Here is a 21,633-nt window from a genome sequence, read left to right on the forward strand (position 1 = left end):
TCGATAGGCAGCAGGAATGGCTTGTCAATCGCACGCTCTGGCTCTGGGATGTAAGAATCCAGGTAACCAGCCAGTTCGATGATCTTAGCTTCCCACTCAGCTTCGCCCTGCAGTGCTTTCAGTGCAGAACCGTGAACGATTGGGGTGTCGTCGCCTGGGAAGTCGTACTGTGACAGCAGGTCACGTACTTCCATCTCAACCAGCTCCAGCAGCTCTTCATCATCAACCATGTCACATTTGTTCATGAACACGATGATGAATGGAACGCCAACCTGACGACCCAGCAGGATGTGCTCACGAGTCTGTGGCATTGGGCCATCAGTCGCAGCAACAACCAGGATCGCGCCGTCCATCTGAGCAGCACCGGTGATCATGTTTTTCACATAGTCGGCGTGGCCCGGGCAGTCAACGTGCGCGTAGTGGCGAGTCGGGGTGTCATATTCAACGTGAGAAGTGTTGATGGTGATACCACGTGCTTTTTCTTCTGGTGCGTTATCGATCTGGTCGAATGCACGAGCAGAACCGCCGTAGGTTTTAGCCAGAACGGTGGTGATAGCTGCAGTCAGGGTAGTTTTACCGTGGTCAACGTGGCCGATAGTACCTACGTTGACGTGCGGTTTGGAACGTTCAAATTTCTCTTTAGCCACGACGATATTCCTTACTTTAATGCTCTCACCCTTTGGTGAGAGCATAGGATCAATATTTTAAAACTGTAGCTTATTTGCTACGAGCTTCGATAACGGCCTGAGCGACGTTGTTCGGCGCATCATCATACTTCAGGAACTCCATGGAGTAAGAAGCACGGCCTTTAGTCAGAGAACGCAGCTGAGTAGCATATCCGAACATTTCAGACAGCGGAACTTCAGCGTGAATCTGAACGCCAGTAGCGTTAGATTCTTGTCCTTTGAGCATACCACGACGACGGCTAAGGTCACCGATAACGTCACCGGTGTTCTCTTCCGGAGTCTCTACTTCAACCTTCATGATCGGCTCAAGCAGAACTGGAGTTGCTTTCTTAAAGCCGTCTTTAAACGCGATAGAAGCAGCCAGTTTAAATGCCAGCTCTGAGGAGTCAACATCATGGTAAGAACCAAAGTGCAGACGAACACCCAGATCTACTACTGGATAACCAGCCAGTGGACCTGATTTCAGCTGCTCCTGGATACCTTTATCAACCGCAGGAATGTATTCGCCAGGAATCACGCCGCCTTTGATGTCGTTGACGAACTCGTAACCTTTAGGGTTAGAGCCCGGCTCCAGTGGGTACATGTCGATAACAACATGACCGTACTGACCACGACCACCAGACTGCTTGGCGTGTTTACCTTCGATATCGGTAACTTTCGCGCGAATTGCTTCACGGTAAGCAACCTGAGGTTTACCGACGTTCGCTTCAACGTTGAATTCACGCTTCATGCGGTCAACGATGATGTCGAGGTGCAGCTCACCCATACCAGCGATGATGGTCTGGTTAGTTTCTTCATCAGTCCATACGCGGAATGATGGGTCTTCTTTCGCCAGACGGCCCAGAGCCAGACCCATTTTTTCCTGGTCAGCTTTGGTTTTCGGCTCAACAGCGATCGAGATTACTGGCTCAGGGAATTCCATGCGCTCCAGAATGATCACGCTGTCCGGATCGCACAGGGTGTCACCGGTAGTCACGTCTTTCAGACCGATAGCCGCAGCGATATCGCCCGCGCGAACTTCTTTGATCTCTTCACGTTTGTTGGCGTGCATCTGTACGATACGGCCCAGACGCTCACGAGCTGACTTAACCGGGTTGTACACGGTGTCGCCAGAGTTCACAACGCCAGAGTAAACGCGGAAGAAGGTCAGGTTACCCACAAACGGGTCGGTAGCGATTTTGAACGCCAGAGCAGCAAACGGTTCTTTGTCATCAGAGTGACGCACAGCCGGAGTGTCTTTGTCGTCGTCCAGCATACCGTTGATTGCTTCAACGTCATTTGGTGCCGGCAGGTATTCAACAACCGCATCCAGCATCGCCTGAACACCTTTGTTCTTAAATGCAGAACCACAGGTAACCAGAATGATTTCGTTTTTCAGCACGCGCTTACGCAGAGAAGTTTTGATCTCTTCTTCGGTCAGCTCTTCACCGCTGAAGAATTTCTCCATCAGCTCGTCAGAACCTTCCGCAGCCGCTTCAACCAGCTTCGCACGCCATTCTTCGGCCAGTTCCTGCATATCAGCTGGGATATCTTCGTAAACGAAGGTAACGCCCTGATCGGCGTCGTTCCAGTTGATCGCTTTCATTTTCACCAGGTCAACAACACCGGTGAATTTCTCTTCTGCGCCGATAGCCAGCTGCAATGGCACTGGGTTTGCACCCAGACGCGCTTCCATCTGACCAACAACTTTCAGGAAGTTAGCACCCATACGGTCCATTTTGTTAACGAACGCGATGCGTGGAACTTTATATTTGTTAGCCTGGCGCCATACGGTTTCAGACTGTGGCTGAACACCACCAACCGCACAGTAAACCATTACTGCGCCGTCGAGCACACGCATGGAACGTTCTACTTCGATGGTGAAGTCAACGTGTCCCGGGGTGTCGATGATGTTTACGTGGTGTGGCTCAAACTGCTTAGCCATACCAGACCAGTAACAGGTGGTCGCAGCGGAGGTGATAGTAATACCACGTTCCTGTTCCTGCTCCATCCAGTCCATGGTTGCTGCGCCGTCATGTACTTCACCGATTTTGTGGTTTACACCGGTGTAGAACAGAACACGTTCGGTCGTCGTCGTTTTACCGGCGTCGATGTGCGCACTGATACCGATATTACGGTAGCGCTCAATGGGTGTTTTACGAGCCATTTGATTCCTCTGATTCTCGGACGTTCTAAGTTAAATCCCAGCGGGTTGGTCACTTGAACGCCCACTGGGTTAATAACAACTACAGGGCTGTTACCAGCGGTAGTGAGCGAACGCCTTGTTGGCTTCGGCCATACGGTGAACGTCTTCACGTTTCTTAACTGCAGTACCTTTGTTTTCTGCAGCATCAGAAAGTTCGTTCGCCAGGCGCAGAGCCATAGATTTATCACCGCGTTTACGAGCAGCTTCTACGATCCAACGCATTGCCAGGGCATTACGACGAACCGGACGGACTTCAACTGGTACCTGATAAGTAGAACCACCAACGCGGCGAGATTTAACTTCCACGGTTGGGCGGACGTTGTCCAGGGCTACTTCGAAAGCTTCCAGCTCGTTTTTACCAGAACGCTGAGCCAGGGTCTCCAGCGCGTTATAAACGATAGCTTCAGCAGTAGATTTTTTACCATCTACCATCAGGATATTTACAAATTTGGCCAGCAGCTCTGATCCGAACTTAGGATCTGGCAGAATTTTACGCTGACCAATGACGCGACGACGTGGCATGGAAATACTCCGTTGTTAATTCAGGATTGTCCAAAACTCTACGAGTTTATTTTGACATTAAGGTTAAAACGTTTGGCCTTACTTAACGGAGAACCATTAAGCCTTTGGCTTCTTCACGCCGTACTTGGAGCGAGCCTGCTTACGGTCTTTAACACCTGAGCAGTCCAGCGCGCCACGAACGGTGTGGTAACGCACACCTGGCAGGTCTTTTACACGACCGCCACGGATCAGGATCACTGAGTGTTCCTGCAGGTTATGACCTTCACCGCCGATGTAGGAGGTAACTTCAAAACCGTTGGTTAAACGAACACGGCAAACTTTACGCAGTGCGGAGTTCGGTTTTTTAGGGGTAGTAGTGTATACACGAGTACATACACCACGTTTCTGCGGGCAGGCTTCCAGCGCAGGTACGTTGCTCTTTGCAACTTTACGTGCGCGTGGTTTGCGAACCAGCTGGTTAACTGTTGCCATTAAATAGCTCCTGGATTTAGCTTTTGCTTCGTAAACACGTAATAAATCACCTCGCGGAATCACGAGGCCGCGGAATTTTAGGGCTGAGCTTAAAAAGAGTCAAGAAATAACCAGGGGTACTGTCATTACCAGGTCATTTGCTGAGGGTTTTTAACCGCCAGCGCAACGAACTCAGTATAGCTTATCGCTGTCACGCTGGTTGAAATTTGACCAAAAAGCCCGCGAGCGTCAAGATCGTCTTTCAAAGCAAAGAGAGATATGGGGGCTTGAAGCAGTACTTCAAGTGCCGGGCTACCGGCCAGTGCGGCAATAACACCGTCCTGCATCAGCAGAACATCATCACCTTCCGCGAACAGCCGCACTACGGCATTCAGGTCACAGCGAAACGGCGAAGTCATCAAAGTATGCAGCATAGCTTCCTCAGAAAGTGAGCACCCGGTCGTATTCCGCCAGTCGACTACGCAGTTCTTCCGGGGCAAGCACTTCAGCGGGCAGTACGCGAACCGCGTCGACAGCCAACCCACGTTCCGCCAGCGCTGCTGCGCAAATATAGCAATGCTCTACGTCGTACAGCGGCAGCACGCCGAAGGTCGCAATATAGTTACGCGCCAGTATTTGCTGTGGCTGCTGCTCCGCGGTGAGCTGTAACACGCCGTCGCTGATAAAGAACAGCGCAACCTCATCACTCAATGCAGAAGTGGCCAGTACGGCATCTAATCCTTCACGGCCTGCACTCGTGCCATGCGGAGCCTGGCTGAAAACAAACGCAATACGATTCATTAAAACTGCACCATTCTGTCGCAGCTCAGTGCTGCTTCCGCCAGCGCCCCAAGGCCCGAAAGCTGAAACCCGTCTGCCAGGTTTGCCGCCGGCAGCCCCAGATTTTCCGCTTCCTGCCGATCGGTAATCCCCCGCCGCAGCGCCGCAGCCACGCAGATGTTTAAAGCAAAACCGTATTTCTGCTGTAGCTGCTGCCAGCTGCGAGTTAAATCGAACTCATCGCTGGCGGGGGCATTAAGCTGGCTGGCATTCAGCACACCTTCACGATAGAAGAACACGCTCTCAAGCTGATGCCCCTGTTCCAGCAGCGCGTTAGCGAACAGCCAGGCGCTGCTGGCCTGCTGTGTGCCGTAGGCCGGGCCGGTGACCATCAGCGCGAAACGCATTACTTATCCTGCCCGTGGAAGTCACCGTTTTTAAACTGGCGGATGTAGAGATAAACGGTGTGCTTGGAGATGTTTAAGCGGTCAGCCACCTGATTAATCGCATCTTTGATATCAAAAATCCCCTTCTCATAGAGATTCAGGACAATCTGACGATTTTTGGCATTGTTTGATACGTTACGGTCGGCGCTCACCTCTTCAATGGTGAACTCCAGCGTTTGCATCACCAGATCTTCCACCGAAGACGCAAAGTTCACCGACGAGGCGACATCAGGCGTTTCAGGCGGCATAAAGGTCGCCATAATCTGCGAGAACGGGACATCCAGGTTCATGTTGATGCACAGCAGGCCGATAACGCGCTGGTTGCCGTTGCGAATCGCGATGGTGACGGATTTCATCAGCACGCCGCTTTTAGCGCGGGTGAAATAGGCTTTGGAAACATTGCTGTCTGCATCGGTCATATCATGCAGCATACGCAGCGCGAGATCGGTAATCGGTGACCCGATTTTACGCCCGGTATGTTCACCATTAGCGATTCTCACCGCCGAGCATTTTAAATCTTCCAGTGAATGCAGCACGATCTCACAGTGCGAACCGATCAGCATGGCAAGTCCATCCACCACGGCTTCGTAAGACCTTAAAATATCAAAATCCGCTGGGACGAAGGGATGCTGCTCAAGCAGATCCGCATCCGTAATATCGGCGGGAAAAAATGAACCAGACATAGACGACACCACCCTTTGACAAGAGCCTGTCACACAGCGCAAGGGCAGACTCATTCTTATTAAATGCGCGTTGGCTAGTCTAGCAAATATCAGAAAGGTGTGTCCCGACTTTGTCGTGAAATGATGATCTAAGCAAAAAACCAGAAGAAACAGCGAGGTAAGAACGAGAAATAAAACCGCCACCCGAAGGTGGCGGCAGGCAGATATTACTGCTGTTTAGCGGCGCCTTCAGCCGGCGCGGCTTCCGGGGCTTCAGCTTTAGCCGCTGGTTTGATATCCAGCAGCTCAACGTCAAACACCAGTGTGGAGTTAGCCGGGATACCCGGAACACCGTTTTTACCGTAGGCCAGGTTCGGTGGGATAACCAGTTTGATCTTACCGCCTTTCTTAACCTGCTTCAGACCTTCGGTCCAGCCTGGGATCACGCCGTCCAGACGGAATGACAGCGGCTCGCCACGGGTGTAAGAGTTATCAAACTCGGAACCATCGATCAGGGTTCCTTTGTAGTTCACAACAACGGTATCGCTGTCTTTCGGCGCATCACCTGTACCGGCTTTCTCAACTTTATACAGCAGGCCAGATTCAGTTTTCTTCACGCCTTTCTCTTTAGCGAATTTAGCAGCGAAAGCTTCACCCTTGGTGGCATTCTCTTTCGCGTCTTTTTCCATCTTCGCCTGAGCTGCGCCTTTCACACGGCCTTCGAAGGACTGCAGCGTTTGTTCGATTTCCTGGTCGGAGAGTTTGCTTTTACCGGCAAACGCATCCTGAACGCCCGCGATCAGCTGGGTTTTGTCCAGAGCGATGCCCAGTTTTTCCTGTTCCTTCAGGGAGTTTTCCATGTAGCGACCCAGTGAAGCACCCAGTGCGTAAGCAGACTGCTGATCGTCGTTTTTGAACGCAGCATTCTTAGGTGCCTGCTCTGCCGCTTTCTGAGCCGGGGCCGCATCAGCAGCCATTGTCAGCGGAGCATTCAGCGCGAGGGCCATAGTGGTAGCTAACAATGTGACTTTAAATAATGATTTCATCCATTTCTCCAAAACCGAAGCGTCTCACCTCGGGAATCGTTTGCAGACCTTCGGTCCGTACTATAACCGGGCGCGGGAAAACAAAATACTCCCGCCTGAAATATAGAAGTTAACTTCCGACAATCCGGCTGCCGAAAAGTTTCACTGTCTGTGATGGCAACAGCCGCCTGACTTTTCAACCCTCAATCGCCAATTTACGCCATTTTACCTGTGTTAGCCTCTCTTTTGCCGTTAGAATCGGACAATTCACCCGCTCGAACGAACGGTAAGTAGTAACAAGAGGGAATAAAATGCAACAAACATTGCTGGAACAGCGAATTGAAGTGCTGGAGAGTAAACTGGCGTTTCAGGAACACACGATTGAGGAGCTGAACCAGACCGTGGTGCAGCACGAGCTGGATATGGCGCGACTGCGTGAGCAGATGCGCTTGCTGACCGATAAACTCAAGGCCGCCGCCCCTTCGCAGATCGCATCACAGTCGGAAGAAACACCTCCGCCACACTACTGAGTGTCACGCTGTACCCGCTTCCCTGTTACGCTCACACATCGAAAAAAAACCAAAAAAAAGCCGCTATCTGAGAAAGATAGCGGCTGCTCGCTTTTCAACTATCGGCGATTAGTGGCTGCAGCCACATCCGCCGTTACCACAGCCACCCTGACCGTGGTCATGGTCGTGATCGTGGTGATGGTCGTGCTCACCGTGAACGTGGCCGTGGGCCAGCTCTTCTTCGGTTGCAGCACGGATGGCGATCACTTCAACATTGAAGCTCAGATTCTGACCGGCCAGCATGTGGTTACCGTCAACCACAACGTGCTCGTCTTCCACTTCGGTGATTTCAACCGGAACCGGACCCTGGTCAGTTTCAGCCATAAATCGCATACCCACCTGCAGCTCGTCCACGCCCATAAAGACGTCTTTAGGAACGCGCTGAACCAGATTATCGTCATACTCGCCGTAGGCATCGTTAGAAGCGATTTTCACATCAAACTTATCGCCCACTTCACGATTTTCCAGCGCCTTCTCCAGGCCGGAAATCAGGGAGCCATGACCGTGCAGGTAGTCCAGCGGTGCACTCACCGGTGACTCATCAACCAACACACCATCTTCTGTACGTACCTGGTATGCCAGGCTGACCACAAGGTCTTTTGCTACTTTCATGATTTCTCCTAACCGTTGAGAGCGTTGAGCCCTTAGCTTCGCTGGCTATCATTACCAACGTTATGGACTCTAAGTGGCGTCAATTGTATCGAATTTCAATGCGGCTGTACGCTACAGCTTAAAAAAAGCTGGGCGGTAGCGCTAGTCGGGATGAAAAATACCGATCACCTGTTCCTTCTCGCGTACCTGTTCGCGGGCCTGTTTATCGGCTTCGCGCATCTGATGACCACACTTAACGCACTCAACCACATCAACATTATTCTCACGCCACAGAGCAAGAGTGTCTTTAGCCTGACAGCTGGGGCAGGTTGCACCAGCGATAAAACGTTTACGCATAATGATCCCAGAAAAATGATGATTTAGTTCTGTCGTACGGACGCTCGCCGAGAAATCGCCCGCTACTCGTTGCCGTCCCAGCCATCGAGCTGCCGTTTTTCCTGGCGCATCTCGGTCTGGAAGATATCCTCCAGCTCGCGCCGTGCCTCTTTCACCCTGGAGATATGCTGACTGTCGGTATGATTCGGCATCAGCTCACGCAGCATGCGCATATCCAGACGACGGAAGTGCTGCTGAGCGCGAAACGCCTGGTGCGGATGCATGCCCAGCGTCATCAGCGTCTTGCGGCCCAGCTCCAGCGCACTGCTGAAGGTTTCACGCGAGAACTGCATCACGCCGGCCTGCAGCAGCTCGTGGGCCTCTACTCGGCCACGGGCGCGGGCCAGAATTTGCAGATGCGGGAAATGCTGCTGGCACAGATGAACAATCTCCATCGAGTCTTCCGGACTGTTGCAGGTTATCACGATCGACTGCGCCGTTTCTGCGCCCGCCGCCCGCAATAATTCAAGTTCAGTAGCATCGCCGTAATAAACTTTGTAGCCGTATTTGCGCATCAGGCTAACGGCACTGATATCACGCTCCAGCACGGTAATGCGCTTTTCGTTCGCCATCAGCAGGCGGCCAATAACCTGGCCAAAACGCCCGAAGCCCACCACGATAACCTGCGGCTTATCATCTTCAACGAACGGTTTTTCCTGCGTGTCGTCCGCTTCGTTAAAGCGCCGGGCGAGAATACGATCCACTCCCTGCATCAGCAGCGGCGTGGTCATCATCGACAGTGTTACAGTCACCAGCAACAGCGGCATCTGATCCCCACTGAACAACTTTGCCGAAGCCGCAGCGGAGAACAGTACGAAGGCAAACTCTCCCCCCTGGCTCAGCACGCCGGCAAACTGCAAGCGCTCGGAGCTGCGCAGGCCGTAAACGCGGGCCAGCAGATAGAGAACCAGCGTCTTCACCGCCACCAGCGCGACGACGCCAACGAGGATCTCAATAATATGGGTATAGAGCACGCCAAGGTTGAGCGCCATGCCCACCGAAATAAAGAACAGCCCCAGCAGCAGGCCTTTAAACGGATCGATCGACACTTCCAGCTCGTGGCGATATTCGCTTTCTGCCAGCAGAATACCGGCGATAAAGGTGCCCAGCGCCATCGACAGCCCAAGTGCATCCATAAACAGTGCAGAGCCCAGCACCAGCAGCAGCGACGCGGCGGTAAACACCTCGCGCACGCCGGAGGCGGCAATAAAACGCAGGATCGGGCGGAGTAAATAGCGCCCGCCAATCAGCATACCGGCAAACGCCAGCACCTTGATGCCCACCTTCATCCAGTCGGTATGGCCGCTGTCGTTACCGGCCAACAGTGGAACCAGCGCCAGCGCCGGGATCACCGCCAGGTCCTGGAACAGCAGAACCGAGAAGCCGAGCTGGCCGGATTCATTGCGATTCATGCCCTTATCGCGCATCAGCTGTAATGCCATTGCCGTAGACGACATCGCCAGCCCGATCCCGCCGATAGTGGCAGCCTGCCACGAGAAATCGGTCAGATACAGCAGGCCACCCAGCACCGCGGCGCTGAGGATCACCTGCGCCGCACCGACGCCAAAAATCGAACGGCGCAGCTGCCACAGTTTCGAGGGATTCAGTTCCAGGCCGATGATAAACATCAGGAACACCACGCCCAGCTCGGAGAAGTGCAGGATCTCTTCCACGTCGCTGATAAAGCCTAAGCCCCACGGGCCAATGGCGATACCCGCCAGTAAATACCCCAGCACCGCGCCGATACCCAGGCGCGCCGCAATCGGCACCGCAATCACCGCGGCAAACAGGTATACCACGCCTGCGGTCAGGAGAGTTTCACCTTCCATTAAACACCTCCATAGGGCAGTGGATTTTCCAGCCAGTCATCGTAGGCATTGGCATAATTTTTTAATGTTTCCGGCGACTGGCGTCGCGCCCAGTAAATGATCATTGGCGTCAGCCAGTGCATCCGGCACATCTGCGCCGTCAGCTCAAACGGGCGCATGATCTCAGACATCGGATAACGGTTAAGCCCTTCCTGATGATAGGCCGCCTCCGGCTCGCCGGTGGTGATCACGCTGCGCCAGTATTTACCTTCCAGCACGTTACCGCCCGGTCCGCTGGCAAAGCCACGGGACAACACGCGATCCATCCACTCCTTCAGCAGCGCCGGGCAGCTGTAGGTATAAAGAGGATGCTGAAAAACAATGATTTGATGGTCACGCAGCAGCTGCTGCTCATGGTGAATATCAATAAAGAAATCGGGATAGTGCGCGTATAAGTCATGGACCGTCACGTGTTCCAGATTACGAGCCGGTTGCAGCAAAACACGATTAGCGATCGAATCTTGAGACTCCGGATGGGCATACAACAGCAGAACTTTAGGCGGCTGCGACATCATTCCCCTCCAAATCGTCGTCACGGACGGGGATTTCCGCTACCATGCACGACGCAACGGAATACGTGATTCCGACAAACTGATTATGATGACTTAATTTAACATACTCTGAACTTACGGCGCTTATGATTGTATTCTCCTCGTTACAAATTCGTCGCGGTGTCCGCGTACTGCTGGATAACGCTACGGCGACTATCAATCCCGGTCAGAAAGTGGGCCTGGTCGGTAAAAACGGCTGCGGTAAATCCACGCTGCTGGCTCTGCTTAAAAACGAGATAAGCGCCGATGCTGGCAGCTTCAGCTATCCCGGTAGCTGGTCACTGGCGTGGGTCAACCAGGAAACGCCCGCGCTGGACGTGGCCGCTATTGAGTATGTTATCGACGGCGACCGTGAATTTCGTCAGCTTGAGTCTGAATTAGCACACGCCAACGACATTAACGACGGCCATGCCATCGCCACGCTGCACGGCAAGCTGGATGCGATTCAGGCATGGACAATACAATCCCGCGCGGCCAGCCTTCTTAGCGGTTTGGGCTTTAGCCAGGAACAGCTACAGCGGCCGGTCAGTGACTTTTCCGGCGGCTGGCGTATGCGTTTGAACCTCGCGCAGGCCCTGCTCTGCCGTTCCGATCTGCTGCTGCTTGATGAACCGACTAACCACCTCGATCTTGATGCGGTGATCTGGCTGGAACGCTGGCTGAAAAGCTACAGCGGCACGCTGATCCTGATCTCCCACGATCGCGACTTCCTCGATCCGGTGGTGGATAAGATCCTGCATATCGAACAGCAAACTATTTACGAATACACCGGCAACTACAGCTCGTTCGAAATTCAGCGCGCCACCAAGCTGGCACAGCAGCAGTCGATGTTTGAGCACCAGCAGCAAAAAGTCGCCCATCTGCAAAGCTTTATTGACCGCTTCAAAGCGAAAGCCACCAAGGCCAAGCAGGCGCAAAGCCGTATCAAAATGCTGGAACGTATGGAGCTGATCGCCCCGGCGCACGTGGACAACCCGTTCACCTTCAGCTTCCGCGAGCCGGAAAGCCTGCCAAATCCCCTGCTGAAAATGGAAAAAGTCAGCGCGGGCTACGGCGACCGAAAAATCCTGAATTCCATCAAGCTGAACCTGGTACCCGGATCGCGTATTGGCCTGCTGGGCCGTAACGGTGCCGGTAAATCCACGCTGATCAAGCTGCTGGCGGGCGAACTGGCCCCGCTACAGGGTGATATCGGTCTGGCGAAAGGCATCAAGCTCGGCTATTTCGCCCAGCATCAGCTTGAATTCTTACGCGCGGATGAATCCCCGCTACAGCACCTGGCGCGGCTGGCACCCAAAGTGCTGGAACAGCAGCTGCGCGATTATCTGGGCGGCTTCGGCTTCCAGGGGGATAAAGTCACCGAGGAGACGAAACGCTTCTCCGGCGGCGAGAAAGCCCGTCTGGTGCTGGCACTGATCGTCTGGCAGCGCCCCAACCTGCTGCTGCTTGATGAACCAACTAACCACCTCGATCTGGATATGCGCCAGGCCTTAACTGAAGCGCTGATCGACTTTGAGGGTGCACTGGTGGTGGTTTCCCACGATCGTCACCTGCTGCGATCCACGACCGACGATCTCTATCTGGTGCACGACGGTAAAGTGGAAGCCTTTGATGGCGATCTGGAAGATTATCAGCAGTGGCTCAGCGACCTGCAAAAACAGGTCGCAGCAGAATCCGCCCCGAAAGTAGAAAGCGCCAACAGCGCACAGTCGCGTAAAGATCAAAAGCGCCGCGAGGCCGAACTGCGCACGCAGACCCAGCCGCTACGCAAGCAGATTGAAAAGCTGGAAAAGCTGATGGAGAAGCACAACCTTCAGCTGGCGGACGCCGAAGCGAAGCTGTCGGACAGCGCAATCTACGAGCAAAGCCGCAAGGCCGATCTCACCGCCGCACTGCAGCAGCAGGCGGCGGCAAAATCCGCACTGGAAGAGAGTGAAATGGAATGGCTGGACGCACAGGAACAGCTTGAAGCGATGCTAAACGCGGAATAATGCTCCATCAGGCAGAGGACGGTTTCAGCCGTCCCCTGCTCAGGCTGAACTCACACCTCGGATTCAGCCCGTATTGCCCTTCCAACTTCGTTTAGACGTTCTCTCTACGGCGGCATTATTCAGCGCGATAAAACGGCTTATCCCCGAGGATCGTCGCGCGGTGCATAATGCGCCGCTGTGGAAGATAATCCGCGTTCGCGTAGTGCTGAGTCACCCGATTATCCCAGATGGCCACATCCCCGACCTGCCAGCGCCAGCGCACCTGAAACTCCGGCTTGGTGATATGAGCAAACAGGAAACGCAGCAGCGCGTCGCTCTCTTTCTCCTTGATGCCGACAATACGCGTGGTGAAGCCTTCATTAACAAACAGCGCCTGCTTACCGCTGACCGGATGAGTCCGCACTACCGGATGCAGCAGCGGTGGATTCTTCGCGACCGCCTGCTGCCAGCGCTGGTGTTCCTCTTCGCTACCGCGATATTTGTACTCCTGGAACGATTTCTTAAAGTCATGTTCCGCCAGCAGCCCGCTCAGCAGCTGCTGCAACGGCTCGGACAGCGCATCCCAGGCGGCAATTCCGCTGGCCCACAGCGTATCGCCGCCGGTTTCCGGCAGGTGCTTCGCGGCAAGAATGGCACCGGCAGGCGGCGTCTCGATAAAGGTAACATCGGTATGCCAGTTATCATTATCCGGTGGATTATCGTCGTGGGTATCCAGCACGATAACTTCCTCCACGCCGGGAGCATGAGGATAGACCGGATGAATATGCAGATCGCCGAAGCGCGCGGCCAACGCTCGCTGCTGCTGCGGCGTGATCGGCTGATCGCGCAGGAACAGCACCTGATGGCGGATCAGCGCATGGTAAAGCTGTTCAAACTGACCGTCGCTGAGCGGAAGGCGTAAATCAAGATTGCTGACTTGAGCACCGATATACGGCCCAAGCGGTTGAATAGTAATACGTTCGTTCATGACTGTGCTCCGTGCCACGGGGTTAAACGACGCTGTAAGGCACGCAGCCCCAGCTCAAGTGCAAATGCAATCAGGGCAATCACCGCAATGCCTGCCAGCACGACGTCGGTGGCGAGGAACTCCCCCGCGGATTGCACCATAAAACCAAGGCCGCGCGTGGCCGCAATCAGCTCGGCCGCCACCAGGGTTGACCAGCCCACGCCAAGACCAATGCGTAAACCGGTGAGAATTTCCGGCAGCGCACCGGGCAAAACAACAAACCACAGGACCTGCCAGCGGCTGGCGCCAAGGGAACGTGCGGCGCGCAGGCGAACCTGCTGGGCGCTCTTCACCCCGGCCAGCGCAGACATCGCCACCGGGGCAAATATCGCCAGATAAATCAGTAAAATCTTCGAGGTTTCGCCAATGCCAAACCAGATCACCATCAGCGGCAGATAGGCCAGAGGCGGTACCGGGCGGTAAAGCTCAATCAGCGGATCGAGAATGCCGCGTACCGTCTCATTCAGCCCCATAAAAATGCCCACCGGCACGCCAATCACCACCGCCGCCAGCAGCGCAATCAGGATACGCGTCAGGCTGGCTCCCAGGTGCTGCCACAGAGTGGCATCCATAAATCCGGTCGAACCGGCGATGGTCAACAGCTTCTGCAGTACCTGCTGCGGCGGCGGCAGAAACAGCGGCGTCACCAGCTGTAGCGCGGTCACGAGCCACCACAGGGCCACTACCACCACCAGCGTGGCGCTACTCAATGTCAGCTGTCGGGACAGCGGCCAGCGTAAACGCCAGCGGCGCGGCGTGCTTTTTTCATTAATCAGTGAGCTCATACCAACACCTCGCGCTGATGGAATACCCGGCTAAGGACATATTCACGGCGTTCAATAAACGCCGGGTCAGATTTAATTGACCGGCACGGTTCGCCGTTGGCGTAGCGGCGGCCGAAATCCAGCGCAAGGCGTTCAACAATTCGGCCAGGGCCGGGCGATAACAGCACCAGCTCGCTGGCGAGAAATACCGCCTCTTCAATATCGTGGGTAATCAACAGAATTTGCTTGCCGCTGTCCCGCCAGAGCGTCAGCAGCAGCTCCTGCATCTGTTCGCGGGTGAAAGCATCCAGCGCGCCGAAAGGCTCATCCAGCAGCAGCAGCCGCGGATCGGCCGCCAGCGCGCGGGCGATGCCGACCCGCTGACGCATCCCGCCGGAAAGCTGCCAGATAAAGCGTCGTTCCGCGCCCGCCAGACCCACTTTTTTCAGCATCTGGCGGGCGATTTCCCGCCTTTCATTTTTTTCGACCCCGGCCAGCTGCAGGCCGAAGGCCACGTTATCCAGCACGTTACGCCAGGGCAGCAACCCTTCGTTTTGAAATACCACACCGCGATCGGCACCCGGCCCGTTGACCGGCTTGCCGTCCAGCGTAATGCTGCCGCTCTCGGCCGGGATGAATCCGGCAATCAGGTTCAGCAGCGTCGTTTTGCCGCAGCCGGATGGCCCCAGCACCACCAGCAGCTCACCGCTGTCGATCGACAGATTAATATCCTGGAGCGCCAGCTGGTTTTGATAGCGGGCGCTGAGATGAGAGACGGACAGCATCGGCTTTACCTCGCTTATTGCGTCAGCGGTTTAACAAAACGATCGGTGACGAAACTGCTGTAGTCGCTAGCCACCTGCGGCACCTTGCCCTGCTCTTTCAGGAAGTTAGCGGTATCAACAATCGCCTTATTCACCGGGCCGTTCAGCTCCTGCACCTGCTGCTGTGCGGTAAGATAGGTATTCCCTTTGACCAGCACCGGCACATCTTCGGTCGGTACGCCGCTCAGGCGCGACAGCTTGCTCAGGTTGTCATCCTGCTTCAGCCAGGCTTCCGGGTTGTCGATATAGGCTTTTTGCGGGGCCAGCGCGCTGCGGGCAAAGGCGGTCACCACCTCAGGATGCTTCTCGGCGAAGTCTTTACGCACTACCCAAACGTCGAGGGTCGGAGAACCCCATTTCCCCACCTGCGAGGAATCGGTCAGCACGGTGCCGTCTTTTTCCAGCTGGTTTACCGCCGGTGACCAGACGTAGGCACCGTCGATATCTCCGCGCTGCCAGGCGGCAATAATAGCCGGCGGCTGCAGGTTAATAATCTGTACCTGGCCCGGCTTGATACCCCAGTGCTTTAGCGAGGCCAGCAGGCTGTAGTGCGTTGTGGAAATAAACGGCACCGCGATGCGTTTACCAATCAGGTCCTTCGGGTCCTTGATGTTCTTTTTCACCACCAGCGCTTCGGAGTTACCGAGCTGTGATGCCAGCAGGAAGACTTCAATCGGCACGCCCTGGCTGGCCGCGACGGCAAGCGGACTGGAGCCGAGATTACCAATCTGCACATCGCCAGAGGCCAGCGCTCTCACTACGCTGGCGCCGCTGTCGAATTTGCGCCAGTCAACTTTTGCCCCGCTCTCTTTGGCAAAGGTGTCGTCGGCCTGCGCGACTTTCGCCGGTTCTGCTGATGTCTGATAGGCGACGGTCACGTCCACCGCCTGTGCGTTAAGTGCTGCCAGCCCCAGTGCCGCTGCCAGAATTGAAACTGTAAATTTACCCGCCATAGCCCGCTCCAGTATTGTTGTTATCGGTGAACACCTCCTTTGTAACCGGGCGCGACTATCGCAATAAAGTAATTAAAAATTCTTTTTTATATCTAAGTGTACTTAGTAATTTTTACGCAAAAGTTTGCCGGAAAGCGCACATAGCGCCGCGTTAAGCCGGCTTACAGATTCATCGATGCGACTCAGGCTGTTTGTCTCCTCGCCATTTCCTGTTAAGTTAAGCCCCTTAAATTACCGCATAAAAAATAAGGATATTCTTATGCCGGAACTCCCCCACTCTCCAAAGTTAACCGATAGCACCGCCCTTCCTGCTCTTAACGCAGAGGAACAGCAGCAGGTCACCGCGCTAATTGCTCAAATTGATATTGACGATCCACTAATGGCAATTGCCTATGGCGCCAATACCATGAACGGCATTTCGCGCTTTGCCGAGACGCTGATGAGTGAAGTTCGTGCGAAGAATGCAGGCGAAGTCGGGCAACAAATCACCGACCTGCTGCAGAAAGTGAAAGGTGTCGATCCCAACGTATTCGGTCAGTCAAAAAGCTGGCTGGCTGGCGTTCCGCTGATCGGCAGCCTGTTCAACCGTGTGGAACGCACGCTGCTCGAATATCAGACCCTGACCCGGCAGGTAGATGCGTTGACGCAAAAACTGCAGCAGGCGCAAACCGGATTGCTGCGTAATATTGCCACCCTGGAACAGCTGTTTCAGCGCAACCGCGACTTCTTCCAGCAAATCACCCTGCATATTATCGCCGGAAAACAGAAAGTTGAGCTGACGGAAAACCATGAACTGGCCGACGCACAGACCCGTGCCCGGGAAACGGGCGATGCGATGGATGCGCAGCGCGTGCGTGACCTGCTGGAGGCGATCCAACGCTTTGAACGCCGCCTGCACGATCTGCTGCTGTCGCGCACCCTCGCCATACAGACTGCGCCACAGATCCGCCTGATGCAAAGTAACAGCCAGTCGCTGGCAGAAAAAATCCAGAGCAGCATTCTCACCACCATCCCTGTCTGGAAAAGTCAGATGGTGCTGGGGATCTCACTCTACTCTCAGCGCCAGGCCGCGCAGCTGCAAAAAGACGTCGCCGATACCACCAATCAAATGCTGAAGCGCAATGCTGAACTGCTGCAAAGCGGTAGCCTTGAGACCGCAACCCAGGTTGAGCGCTCGGTAATCGATATCGAAACTCTGCGTGAAGTGCAAACGCGGTTACTCGGCACGCTGGAAGAGACCCTGACCATCGCGACCGATGCGCGCCACCGCCGACTGGAAGTGGAACAGGATCTGGTCAGCATGGAGCAGGAAATGAAGCAACGCCTGGCCGGAATTGTTCAGATGAAGGCAGCCTTACAGGACAAGGGCGAAACTGATGAAACCCATTGAAGCTCAACGTGCGATGGCAACAGACAAACTGAAAGGCGAAAACGAGAGCGGATTTAGCGGCTTCTACAACCGTTCACGAGGTTCAAAGCTCGCCGTACAGCTGGTGCTGTATGTTTTCGTCGCGCTGTTCATCAGCTTTTGCACAGTTTTGGGCCACTCAGAAGAATACTCCCAATCCACCAGCACCGATGGCCAGAATGGCTATCTCTTTCTCGTCTGGCCCAGCATGGTGGTACTGCTACACCTGTTTGTATACTGCCGCCGCTGTTTCTGCTGGTGCCTGTTGGCCGGAATGCTGTGGCTGTTTTTTGGCGATCCGATCGCAACGCCCTGCTGGATGGCCGCGTCAGGCTATTTTATTGCCCTCGTCAGCCGTCAAAATACTCCAGATATTTCTCCCCCGCTGCTACTGCTGGTTTCAGGTATCGCCTACGTGATGATTTACGAACACGTCGCGCATGACTGGTTTTTTGGTCTGTTTATTGCGTTAACGCTGCTTAGCGCTGTTCGGGAGAGGTGGCTTGTCGCCAGGGCCAGGCTGCACAAGGTTATTGCCACGGATGCTGAGCCGGACATCTGGTCCGGGCGAAAAAACTCATTACCGCCTACGGTGGAAAAACAGGCTGGTAGGAATGATGACAAGGCACCCAGCGACATACTGGAGGATGACGCCCCCCAGCTCCCCTTTGCCCCCTTCTGGCAGGAACTCTACCGATTACAGCAGCAGTCCCCGCTCCCGGTACTGTTACAAAAGGAGCTGGACGGGGTTATTGACTACGCGCAACGCATTCTGGGGTGTATGCAGGAGGATGCTGATGACGTTCAGCCCGGTACGGCCTTTTTACAACGCTATCTGCCGCAGGTTGCTAATGTGGTGAAGCGCGGCCTGTCGCTGTCGCAGCAGTTGAGTCTGCACGGCAGGACTGACGAAATTGAGCAGCAATGTTTACAGGCACTTGAGGCGCTGCACTCGGCGTTTGCCCAACAGCATATTCGCCTGCTGGAAAATGACACGCTGGAGTTTGAAACCGATCTCAGCGTGTTGAACAGCCTCTTAAGAACGGATGGATTTAAATCGTAGGGCGTGCCGATCACGCCCCGGAGATTAGTGCCAAATCAACAACACGCAGGCGGCGGTCAGCAGACCCATGAACACGTTGAAAATCGTCCATGCCCGACGGCTGCGCAGAATGCGGCCAATCAGCGTACCGAATCCCAGCCAGATCACCGCCGACGCAAAGTTCACGATTGCCAGCGCAATACTGATGGCGACGACGGAGCCGAGGTAACCCTTTCCGGCCAGGCTGAAGCTGGCCACCGCACCCAGCACCATCAGCCAGGCTTTGGGGTTAATCAGCTGCAGCAGACCACCCTGCCAGAACGGCATCGGGGACGCCGGGCCGTCACCGGTCTCCAGCTTCTCATATTTTGCCGTGCCGATTTTCCATGCCAGCCACAGCAGATAAAGGCTACCGGCAATCTTCATAAACAGATGCAGGGAGGGATAGAGCAGAATTAACCCGCCGATACCAAACGCCACCATCAGCAGCATGATCTGCATACCGAGCATAATGCCAACCAGCAGGGCCAGCGATCGCCAGAAACCAAAGTTGGCACCGGAGGCGGTGAGTAACATATTATTAGGGCCAGGTGTGATGGCGGCGACCCAGAGAAAACCTAACATAGACAGAAACAGGCTCAGTTCCATAGAACGGGTGCTCCCCACCCCTGAAGAAATAAACAACCCGAAGAAGCTAACAGCGAGTTATGGATACTACAAGCTCTGAACCACTGATTTTCAGTCACCTGGATGACAAATCTTTCAGGCCTCTACGCGGGGGTCGTAACCCTCATCTGCAAACCCTGCTACCCAGGCTGGTGCGCCGGCGCATCACCTTGCAGCCGCACTGGCAGCGCTTAACCCTGCCGGACAGCGATTTCGTCGATCTTGCCTGGAGTGAAGACCCGGCACAGGCGCGGCATAAACCTCGCGTGGTCCTGTTCCACGGTCTGGAAGGCAGCTTTAACAGCCCCTACGCGCACGGTCTGCTGCAGGCGTGGAAAGATCGCGGCTGGCTGGGCGTGGTGATGCATTTTCGCGGCTGTAGCGGTGAGCCGAATCGCCTGAACCGCATCTATCACTCCGGAGAGACCAGTGATGCCAGCTACTTCCTGCAGTGGCTGCGCGATGAGTGGGGCCAGGTGCCGACCGCCGCTGTCGGCGTCTCCCTCGGCGGTAATATGCTGGCCTGCCTGATGGGGCAACAGGGCGATAACTGCCTGCTGGATGCGGGCGTGGTCGTTTCCGCCCCACTCATGCTGGAACCCTGTAGCCAGCGGCTGGAGCAGGGGTTTTCCCGTATCTACCAGCGCTATCTGCTCAATCTGCTCAAGCAGAACGCCACGCGCAAGCTGATGGCCTGGCCCGGCACGCTGCCCATAGAGCTGCCGCAGCTGCGAGCACTGAAAAAGCTTCGCGCCTTTGATGATGCGATTACCGCCAGAGCCCACGGCTTTGCCGACGCGACCGACTACTATCGCCGCTGTAGCGGACTACCGCTGCTGCCCGGCATCAGCAAACCGCTGTTGATCATCCATGCGCTGGACGATCCCTTTATGACCGCTGAGGTGATCCCCGATCCGGCCCTGCTGCCGCCCAATATTGAGTATCAGCTGACCCGCTACGGTGGACACGTTGGTTTTGTAGGCGGTACGCTGCGCCAGCCACAAATGTGGCTGGAACAGCGTATACCGCAATGGCTTTCAACCTGGCTGGAACCCTGATGATTATTCCCTGGAAAGATCTCGACTCTGAAACGCTTGATAACCTGATTGAATCCTTTGTTCTGCGCGAGGGAACCGACTACGGTGAGCAGGAACGATCGCTGGAACAAAAAGTGAAAGACGTTCGCCGCCAGCTGGCCAGCGGAGACGCGGTGCTGGTGTGGTCGGAACTGCATGAAACCGTCAACATCATGCCGCGCGGGCAGTTTAACGGCTGAGGATAATTTTCCCGGTCGCCACGCGGCGAGGATGACTTTGCACCGATAAACATGTTAGGAATGATCCGTCCGCCTATCTCTCAGGGAGTTGTTTACCATGTCAGCCAAACACCCGGTTATCGCCGTCACCGGCTCCAGCGGTGCAGGAACGACCACCACCAGCGTTGCCTTCCGGAAAATATTCCAACAGCTTAATCTGAGGGCAGCGGAGGTCGAGGGAGACAGCTTCCACCGCTTTACCCGCCCCGAGATGGATATGGCTATCCGCAAAGCGCGCGATATGGGTAAACACATCAGCTACTTTGGCCCGGAGGCCAACGACTTCGGGCTGCTGGAGCAAACCTTTATTGAGTATGGACGTACCGGCAAAGGCAAATCACGTAAATACCTGCACACCTATGATGAAGCGGTACCGTGGAATCAGGTGCCGGGGACTTTTACCCCGTGGCAGCCGCTGCCCGAACCCACCGACGTGCTGTTCTATGAGGGCCTGCACGGCGGCGTACTGACACCACAGAATAACGTGGCGGAAAACGTCGATCTGCTGGTCGGTGTGGTGCCTATCGTCAACCTTGAGTGGATACAAAAGCTGGTACGCGATACCAGCGAGCGCGGCCATTCGCGTGAAGCGGTGATGGATTCGGTGGTGCGTTCAATGGAAGATTACATTAACTACATCACGCCACAGTTCTCCCGCACCCACCTGAACTTCCAGCGCGTCCCGACCGTGGATACCTCCAACCCTTTCGCCGCCCGTGGCATCCCGTCACTGGACGAGAGTTTTGTGGTTATTCACTTCCAGGGGCTGGAAGATATCGATTTTCCCTATCTGCTTACCATGATTCAGGGCTCATTTATCTCCCATATTAAAACCCTGGTAGTGCCAGGCGGAAAAATGGGCCTGGCGATGGAACTGATTATGGGCCCACTGGTTAAACGGCTTATCGAAGGGAAAAAAATCAGCTGATCGGA

At 55.0% G+C, this 21,633-nt stretch carries 25 protein-coding genes; 7 read left to right on the forward strand and 18 right to left on the reverse strand.

The genetic code is table 11. The features are described from left to right. The 9 genes from JOE09_RS24175 to fkpA form a co-directional block, all read right to left on the reverse strand. On the reverse strand, window positions 1-647 hold a 647-nt coding region (locus JOE09_RS24175), incomplete at its 3' end, for a GTP-binding protein (protein WP_205067632.1). Between the two features lie 70 nt (window positions 648-717). Beyond that, window positions 718-2,832: an elongation factor G gene (gene fusA / locus JOE09_RS24180; RefSeq protein WP_205067633.1), complete on the reverse strand. Its 2,115-nt coding sequence runs from the start codon at window positions 2,830-2,832 to the stop codon at window positions 718-720. Between the two features lie 90 nt (window positions 2,833-2,922). Further along, a complete protein-coding gene (rpsG, locus tag JOE09_RS24185; RefSeq protein WP_105594005.1) occupies window positions 2,923-3,393 on the reverse strand; it encodes a 30S ribosomal protein S7 in 471 nt (156 codons plus the stop codon). A gap of 96 nt (window positions 3,394-3,489) precedes the next feature. After that, window positions 3,490-3,864 (reverse strand): 30S ribosomal protein S12, encoded by a 375-nt coding sequence (gene rpsL / locus JOE09_RS24190; RefSeq protein WP_075182598.1) that lies wholly within the window; start codon window positions 3,862-3,864, stop codon window positions 3,490-3,492. Between the two features lie 125 nt (window positions 3,865-3,989). Beyond that, window positions 3,990-4,277 carry a sulfurtransferase complex subunit TusB gene (tusB, locus tag JOE09_RS24195; protein WP_205067634.1) on the reverse strand — a complete coding sequence of 96 codons (288 nt, stop codon included), beginning with the start codon at window positions 4,275-4,277 and terminating at the stop codon, window positions 3,990-3,992. Window positions 4,278-4,284: 7 nt separating this feature from the next. Continuing rightward, the gene (gene tusC / locus JOE09_RS24200) at window positions 4,285-4,644 is read right to left on the reverse strand and encodes a sulfurtransferase complex subunit TusC (RefSeq protein ID WP_205067635.1); all 360 of its coding nucleotides are present in this window, start codon (window positions 4,642-4,644) and stop codon (window positions 4,285-4,287) included. Next, a complete protein-coding gene (gene tusD / locus JOE09_RS24205) occupies window positions 4,644-5,030 on the reverse strand; it encodes a sulfurtransferase complex subunit TusD (RefSeq protein ID WP_105594008.1) in 387 nt (128 codons plus the stop codon). Before tusD ends, tusC begins: the two co-directional genes overlap by 1 nt. Continuing rightward, on the reverse strand, window positions 5,030-5,752 hold the full coding sequence (locus JOE09_RS24210) for a helix-turn-helix transcriptional regulator (protein ID WP_105594009.1): 723 nt from the start codon (window positions 5,750-5,752) through the stop codon (window positions 5,030-5,032). The genes tusD and JOE09_RS24210 overlap by 1 nt, the downstream gene beginning before the upstream one ends. 206 nt (window positions 5,753-5,958) lie before the next feature. Beyond that, window positions 5,959-6,777, reverse strand: coding sequence for an FKBP-type peptidyl-prolyl cis-trans isomerase (gene fkpA, locus JOE09_RS24215; protein WP_205067636.1), 819 nt, complete (start codon window positions 6,775-6,777; stop codon window positions 5,959-5,961). Between the two features lie 290 nt (window positions 6,778-7,067). Here fkpA and JOE09_RS24220 point away from each other — a divergent pair, with 290 nt between their 5' ends. Then, entirely contained in the window at window positions 7,068-7,286 is a 219-nt protein-coding gene (locus tag JOE09_RS24220) for a protein SlyX (RefSeq protein ID WP_105594011.1), read from the forward strand. A gap of 108 nt (window positions 7,287-7,394) precedes the next feature. On the opposite strand, the gene slyD is transcribed toward JOE09_RS24220, so the two are convergent. The 4 genes from slyD to kefG form a co-directional block, all read right to left on the reverse strand. Next, window positions 7,395-7,937, reverse strand: a complete 543-nt coding sequence (slyD, locus tag JOE09_RS24225; protein WP_205067637.1) for a peptidylprolyl isomerase — start codon at window positions 7,935-7,937, stop codon at window positions 7,395-7,397. A 141-nt stretch (window positions 7,938-8,078) separates the two neighbouring features. Continuing rightward, complete coding sequence (locus JOE09_RS24230; RefSeq protein ID WP_105594013.1) at window positions 8,079-8,279, reverse strand: YheV family putative zinc ribbon protein; 201 nt, start codon at window positions 8,277-8,279, stop codon at window positions 8,079-8,081. Between the two features lie 56 nt (window positions 8,280-8,335). Next, entirely contained in the window at window positions 8,336-10,141 is a 1,806-nt protein-coding gene (gene kefB / locus JOE09_RS24235; protein ID WP_205067638.1) for a glutathione-regulated potassium-efflux system protein KefB, read from the reverse strand. Further along, window positions 10,141-10,692, reverse strand: a complete 552-nt coding sequence (gene kefG / locus JOE09_RS24240) for a glutathione-regulated potassium-efflux system ancillary protein KefG (protein ID WP_205067691.1) — start codon at window positions 10,690-10,692, stop codon at window positions 10,141-10,143. Before kefG ends, kefB begins: the two co-directional genes overlap by 1 nt. A gap of 125 nt (window positions 10,693-10,817) precedes the next feature. Between kefG and JOE09_RS24245 the strand changes: the two genes are divergently transcribed. After that, entirely contained in the window at window positions 10,818-12,722 is a 1,905-nt protein-coding gene (locus tag JOE09_RS24245; protein WP_205067639.1) for an ABC transporter ATP-binding protein, read from the forward strand. Window positions 12,723-12,837: 115 nt separating this feature from the next. Here JOE09_RS24245 and tauD read toward each other — a convergent pair whose 3' ends face one another. The 4 genes from tauD to tauA are packed head-to-tail and all read right to left on the reverse strand — an operon-like array spanning window position 12,838 to window position 16,269. Next, window positions 12,838-13,689 (reverse strand): taurine dioxygenase, encoded by an 852-nt coding sequence (tauD, locus tag JOE09_RS24250; RefSeq protein ID WP_205067640.1) that lies wholly within the window; start codon window positions 13,687-13,689, stop codon window positions 12,838-12,840. Then, window positions 13,686-14,513, reverse strand: a complete 828-nt coding sequence (gene tauC / locus JOE09_RS24255; protein WP_205067641.1) for a taurine ABC transporter permease TauC — start codon at window positions 14,511-14,513, stop codon at window positions 13,686-13,688. Before tauC ends, tauD begins: the two co-directional genes overlap by 4 nt. Next, on the reverse strand, window positions 14,510-15,277 hold the full coding sequence (gene tauB, locus JOE09_RS24260; RefSeq protein WP_105594019.1) for a taurine ABC transporter ATP-binding subunit: 768 nt from the start codon (window positions 15,275-15,277) through the stop codon (window positions 14,510-14,512). Before tauB ends, tauC begins: the two co-directional genes overlap by 4 nt. 14 nt (window positions 15,278-15,291) lie before the next feature. Beyond that, window positions 15,292-16,269 (reverse strand): taurine ABC transporter substrate-binding protein, encoded by a 978-nt coding sequence (tauA, locus tag JOE09_RS24265; RefSeq protein WP_105594020.1) that lies wholly within the window; start codon window positions 16,267-16,269, stop codon window positions 15,292-15,294. A gap of 259 nt (window positions 16,270-16,528) precedes the next feature. On the opposite strand from tauA, the gene JOE09_RS24270 reads away from it, so the two are divergent. Continuing rightward, the gene (locus tag JOE09_RS24270) at window positions 16,529-17,659 is read left to right on the forward strand and encodes a toxic anion resistance protein (RefSeq protein ID WP_205067642.1); all 1,131 of its coding nucleotides are present in this window, start codon (window positions 16,529-16,531) and stop codon (window positions 17,657-17,659) included. Then, window positions 17,646-18,740 (forward strand): hypothetical protein, encoded by a 1,095-nt coding sequence (locus JOE09_RS24275; RefSeq protein ID WP_205067643.1) that lies wholly within the window; start codon window positions 17,646-17,648, stop codon window positions 18,738-18,740. The genes JOE09_RS24270 and JOE09_RS24275 overlap by 14 nt, the downstream gene beginning before the upstream one ends. A 24-nt stretch (window positions 18,741-18,764) precedes the next feature. Here JOE09_RS24275 and JOE09_RS24280 read toward each other — a convergent pair whose 3' ends face one another. Then, the gene (locus JOE09_RS24280) at window positions 18,765-19,367 is read right to left on the reverse strand and encodes a LysE family translocator (protein ID WP_200546721.1); all 603 of its coding nucleotides are present in this window, start codon (window positions 19,365-19,367) and stop codon (window positions 18,765-18,767) included. 59 nt (window positions 19,368-19,426) lie between these two features. Here JOE09_RS24280 and JOE09_RS24285 point away from each other — a divergent pair, with 59 nt between their 5' ends. The 3 genes from JOE09_RS24285 (at window position 19,427) to JOE09_RS24295 (ending at window position 21,628) form a co-directional block, all read left to right on the forward strand. After that, complete coding sequence (locus JOE09_RS24285; RefSeq protein ID WP_205067644.1) at window positions 19,427-20,443, forward strand: hydrolase; 1,017 nt, start codon at window positions 19,427-19,429, stop codon at window positions 20,441-20,443. Further along, the gene (locus JOE09_RS24290) at window positions 20,443-20,661 is read left to right on the forward strand and encodes a YheU family protein (RefSeq protein WP_105594023.1); all 219 of its coding nucleotides are present in this window, start codon (window positions 20,443-20,445) and stop codon (window positions 20,659-20,661) included. Before JOE09_RS24285 ends, JOE09_RS24290 begins: the two co-directional genes overlap by 1 nt. Window positions 20,662-20,758: 97 nt before the next feature. Next, window positions 20,759-21,628 (forward strand): phosphoribulokinase, encoded by an 870-nt coding sequence (locus JOE09_RS24295; RefSeq protein ID WP_205067645.1) that lies wholly within the window; start codon window positions 20,759-20,761, stop codon window positions 21,626-21,628. Window positions 21,629-21,633: the final 5 nt, after the last annotated feature.

Origin of the sequence: Pantoea coffeiphila (genome assembly GCF_016909495.1) — a bacterium.
GTDB classification, from domain to species: Bacteria; Pseudomonadota; Gammaproteobacteria; order Enterobacterales; family Enterobacteriaceae; genus Erwinia; species Erwinia coffeiphila.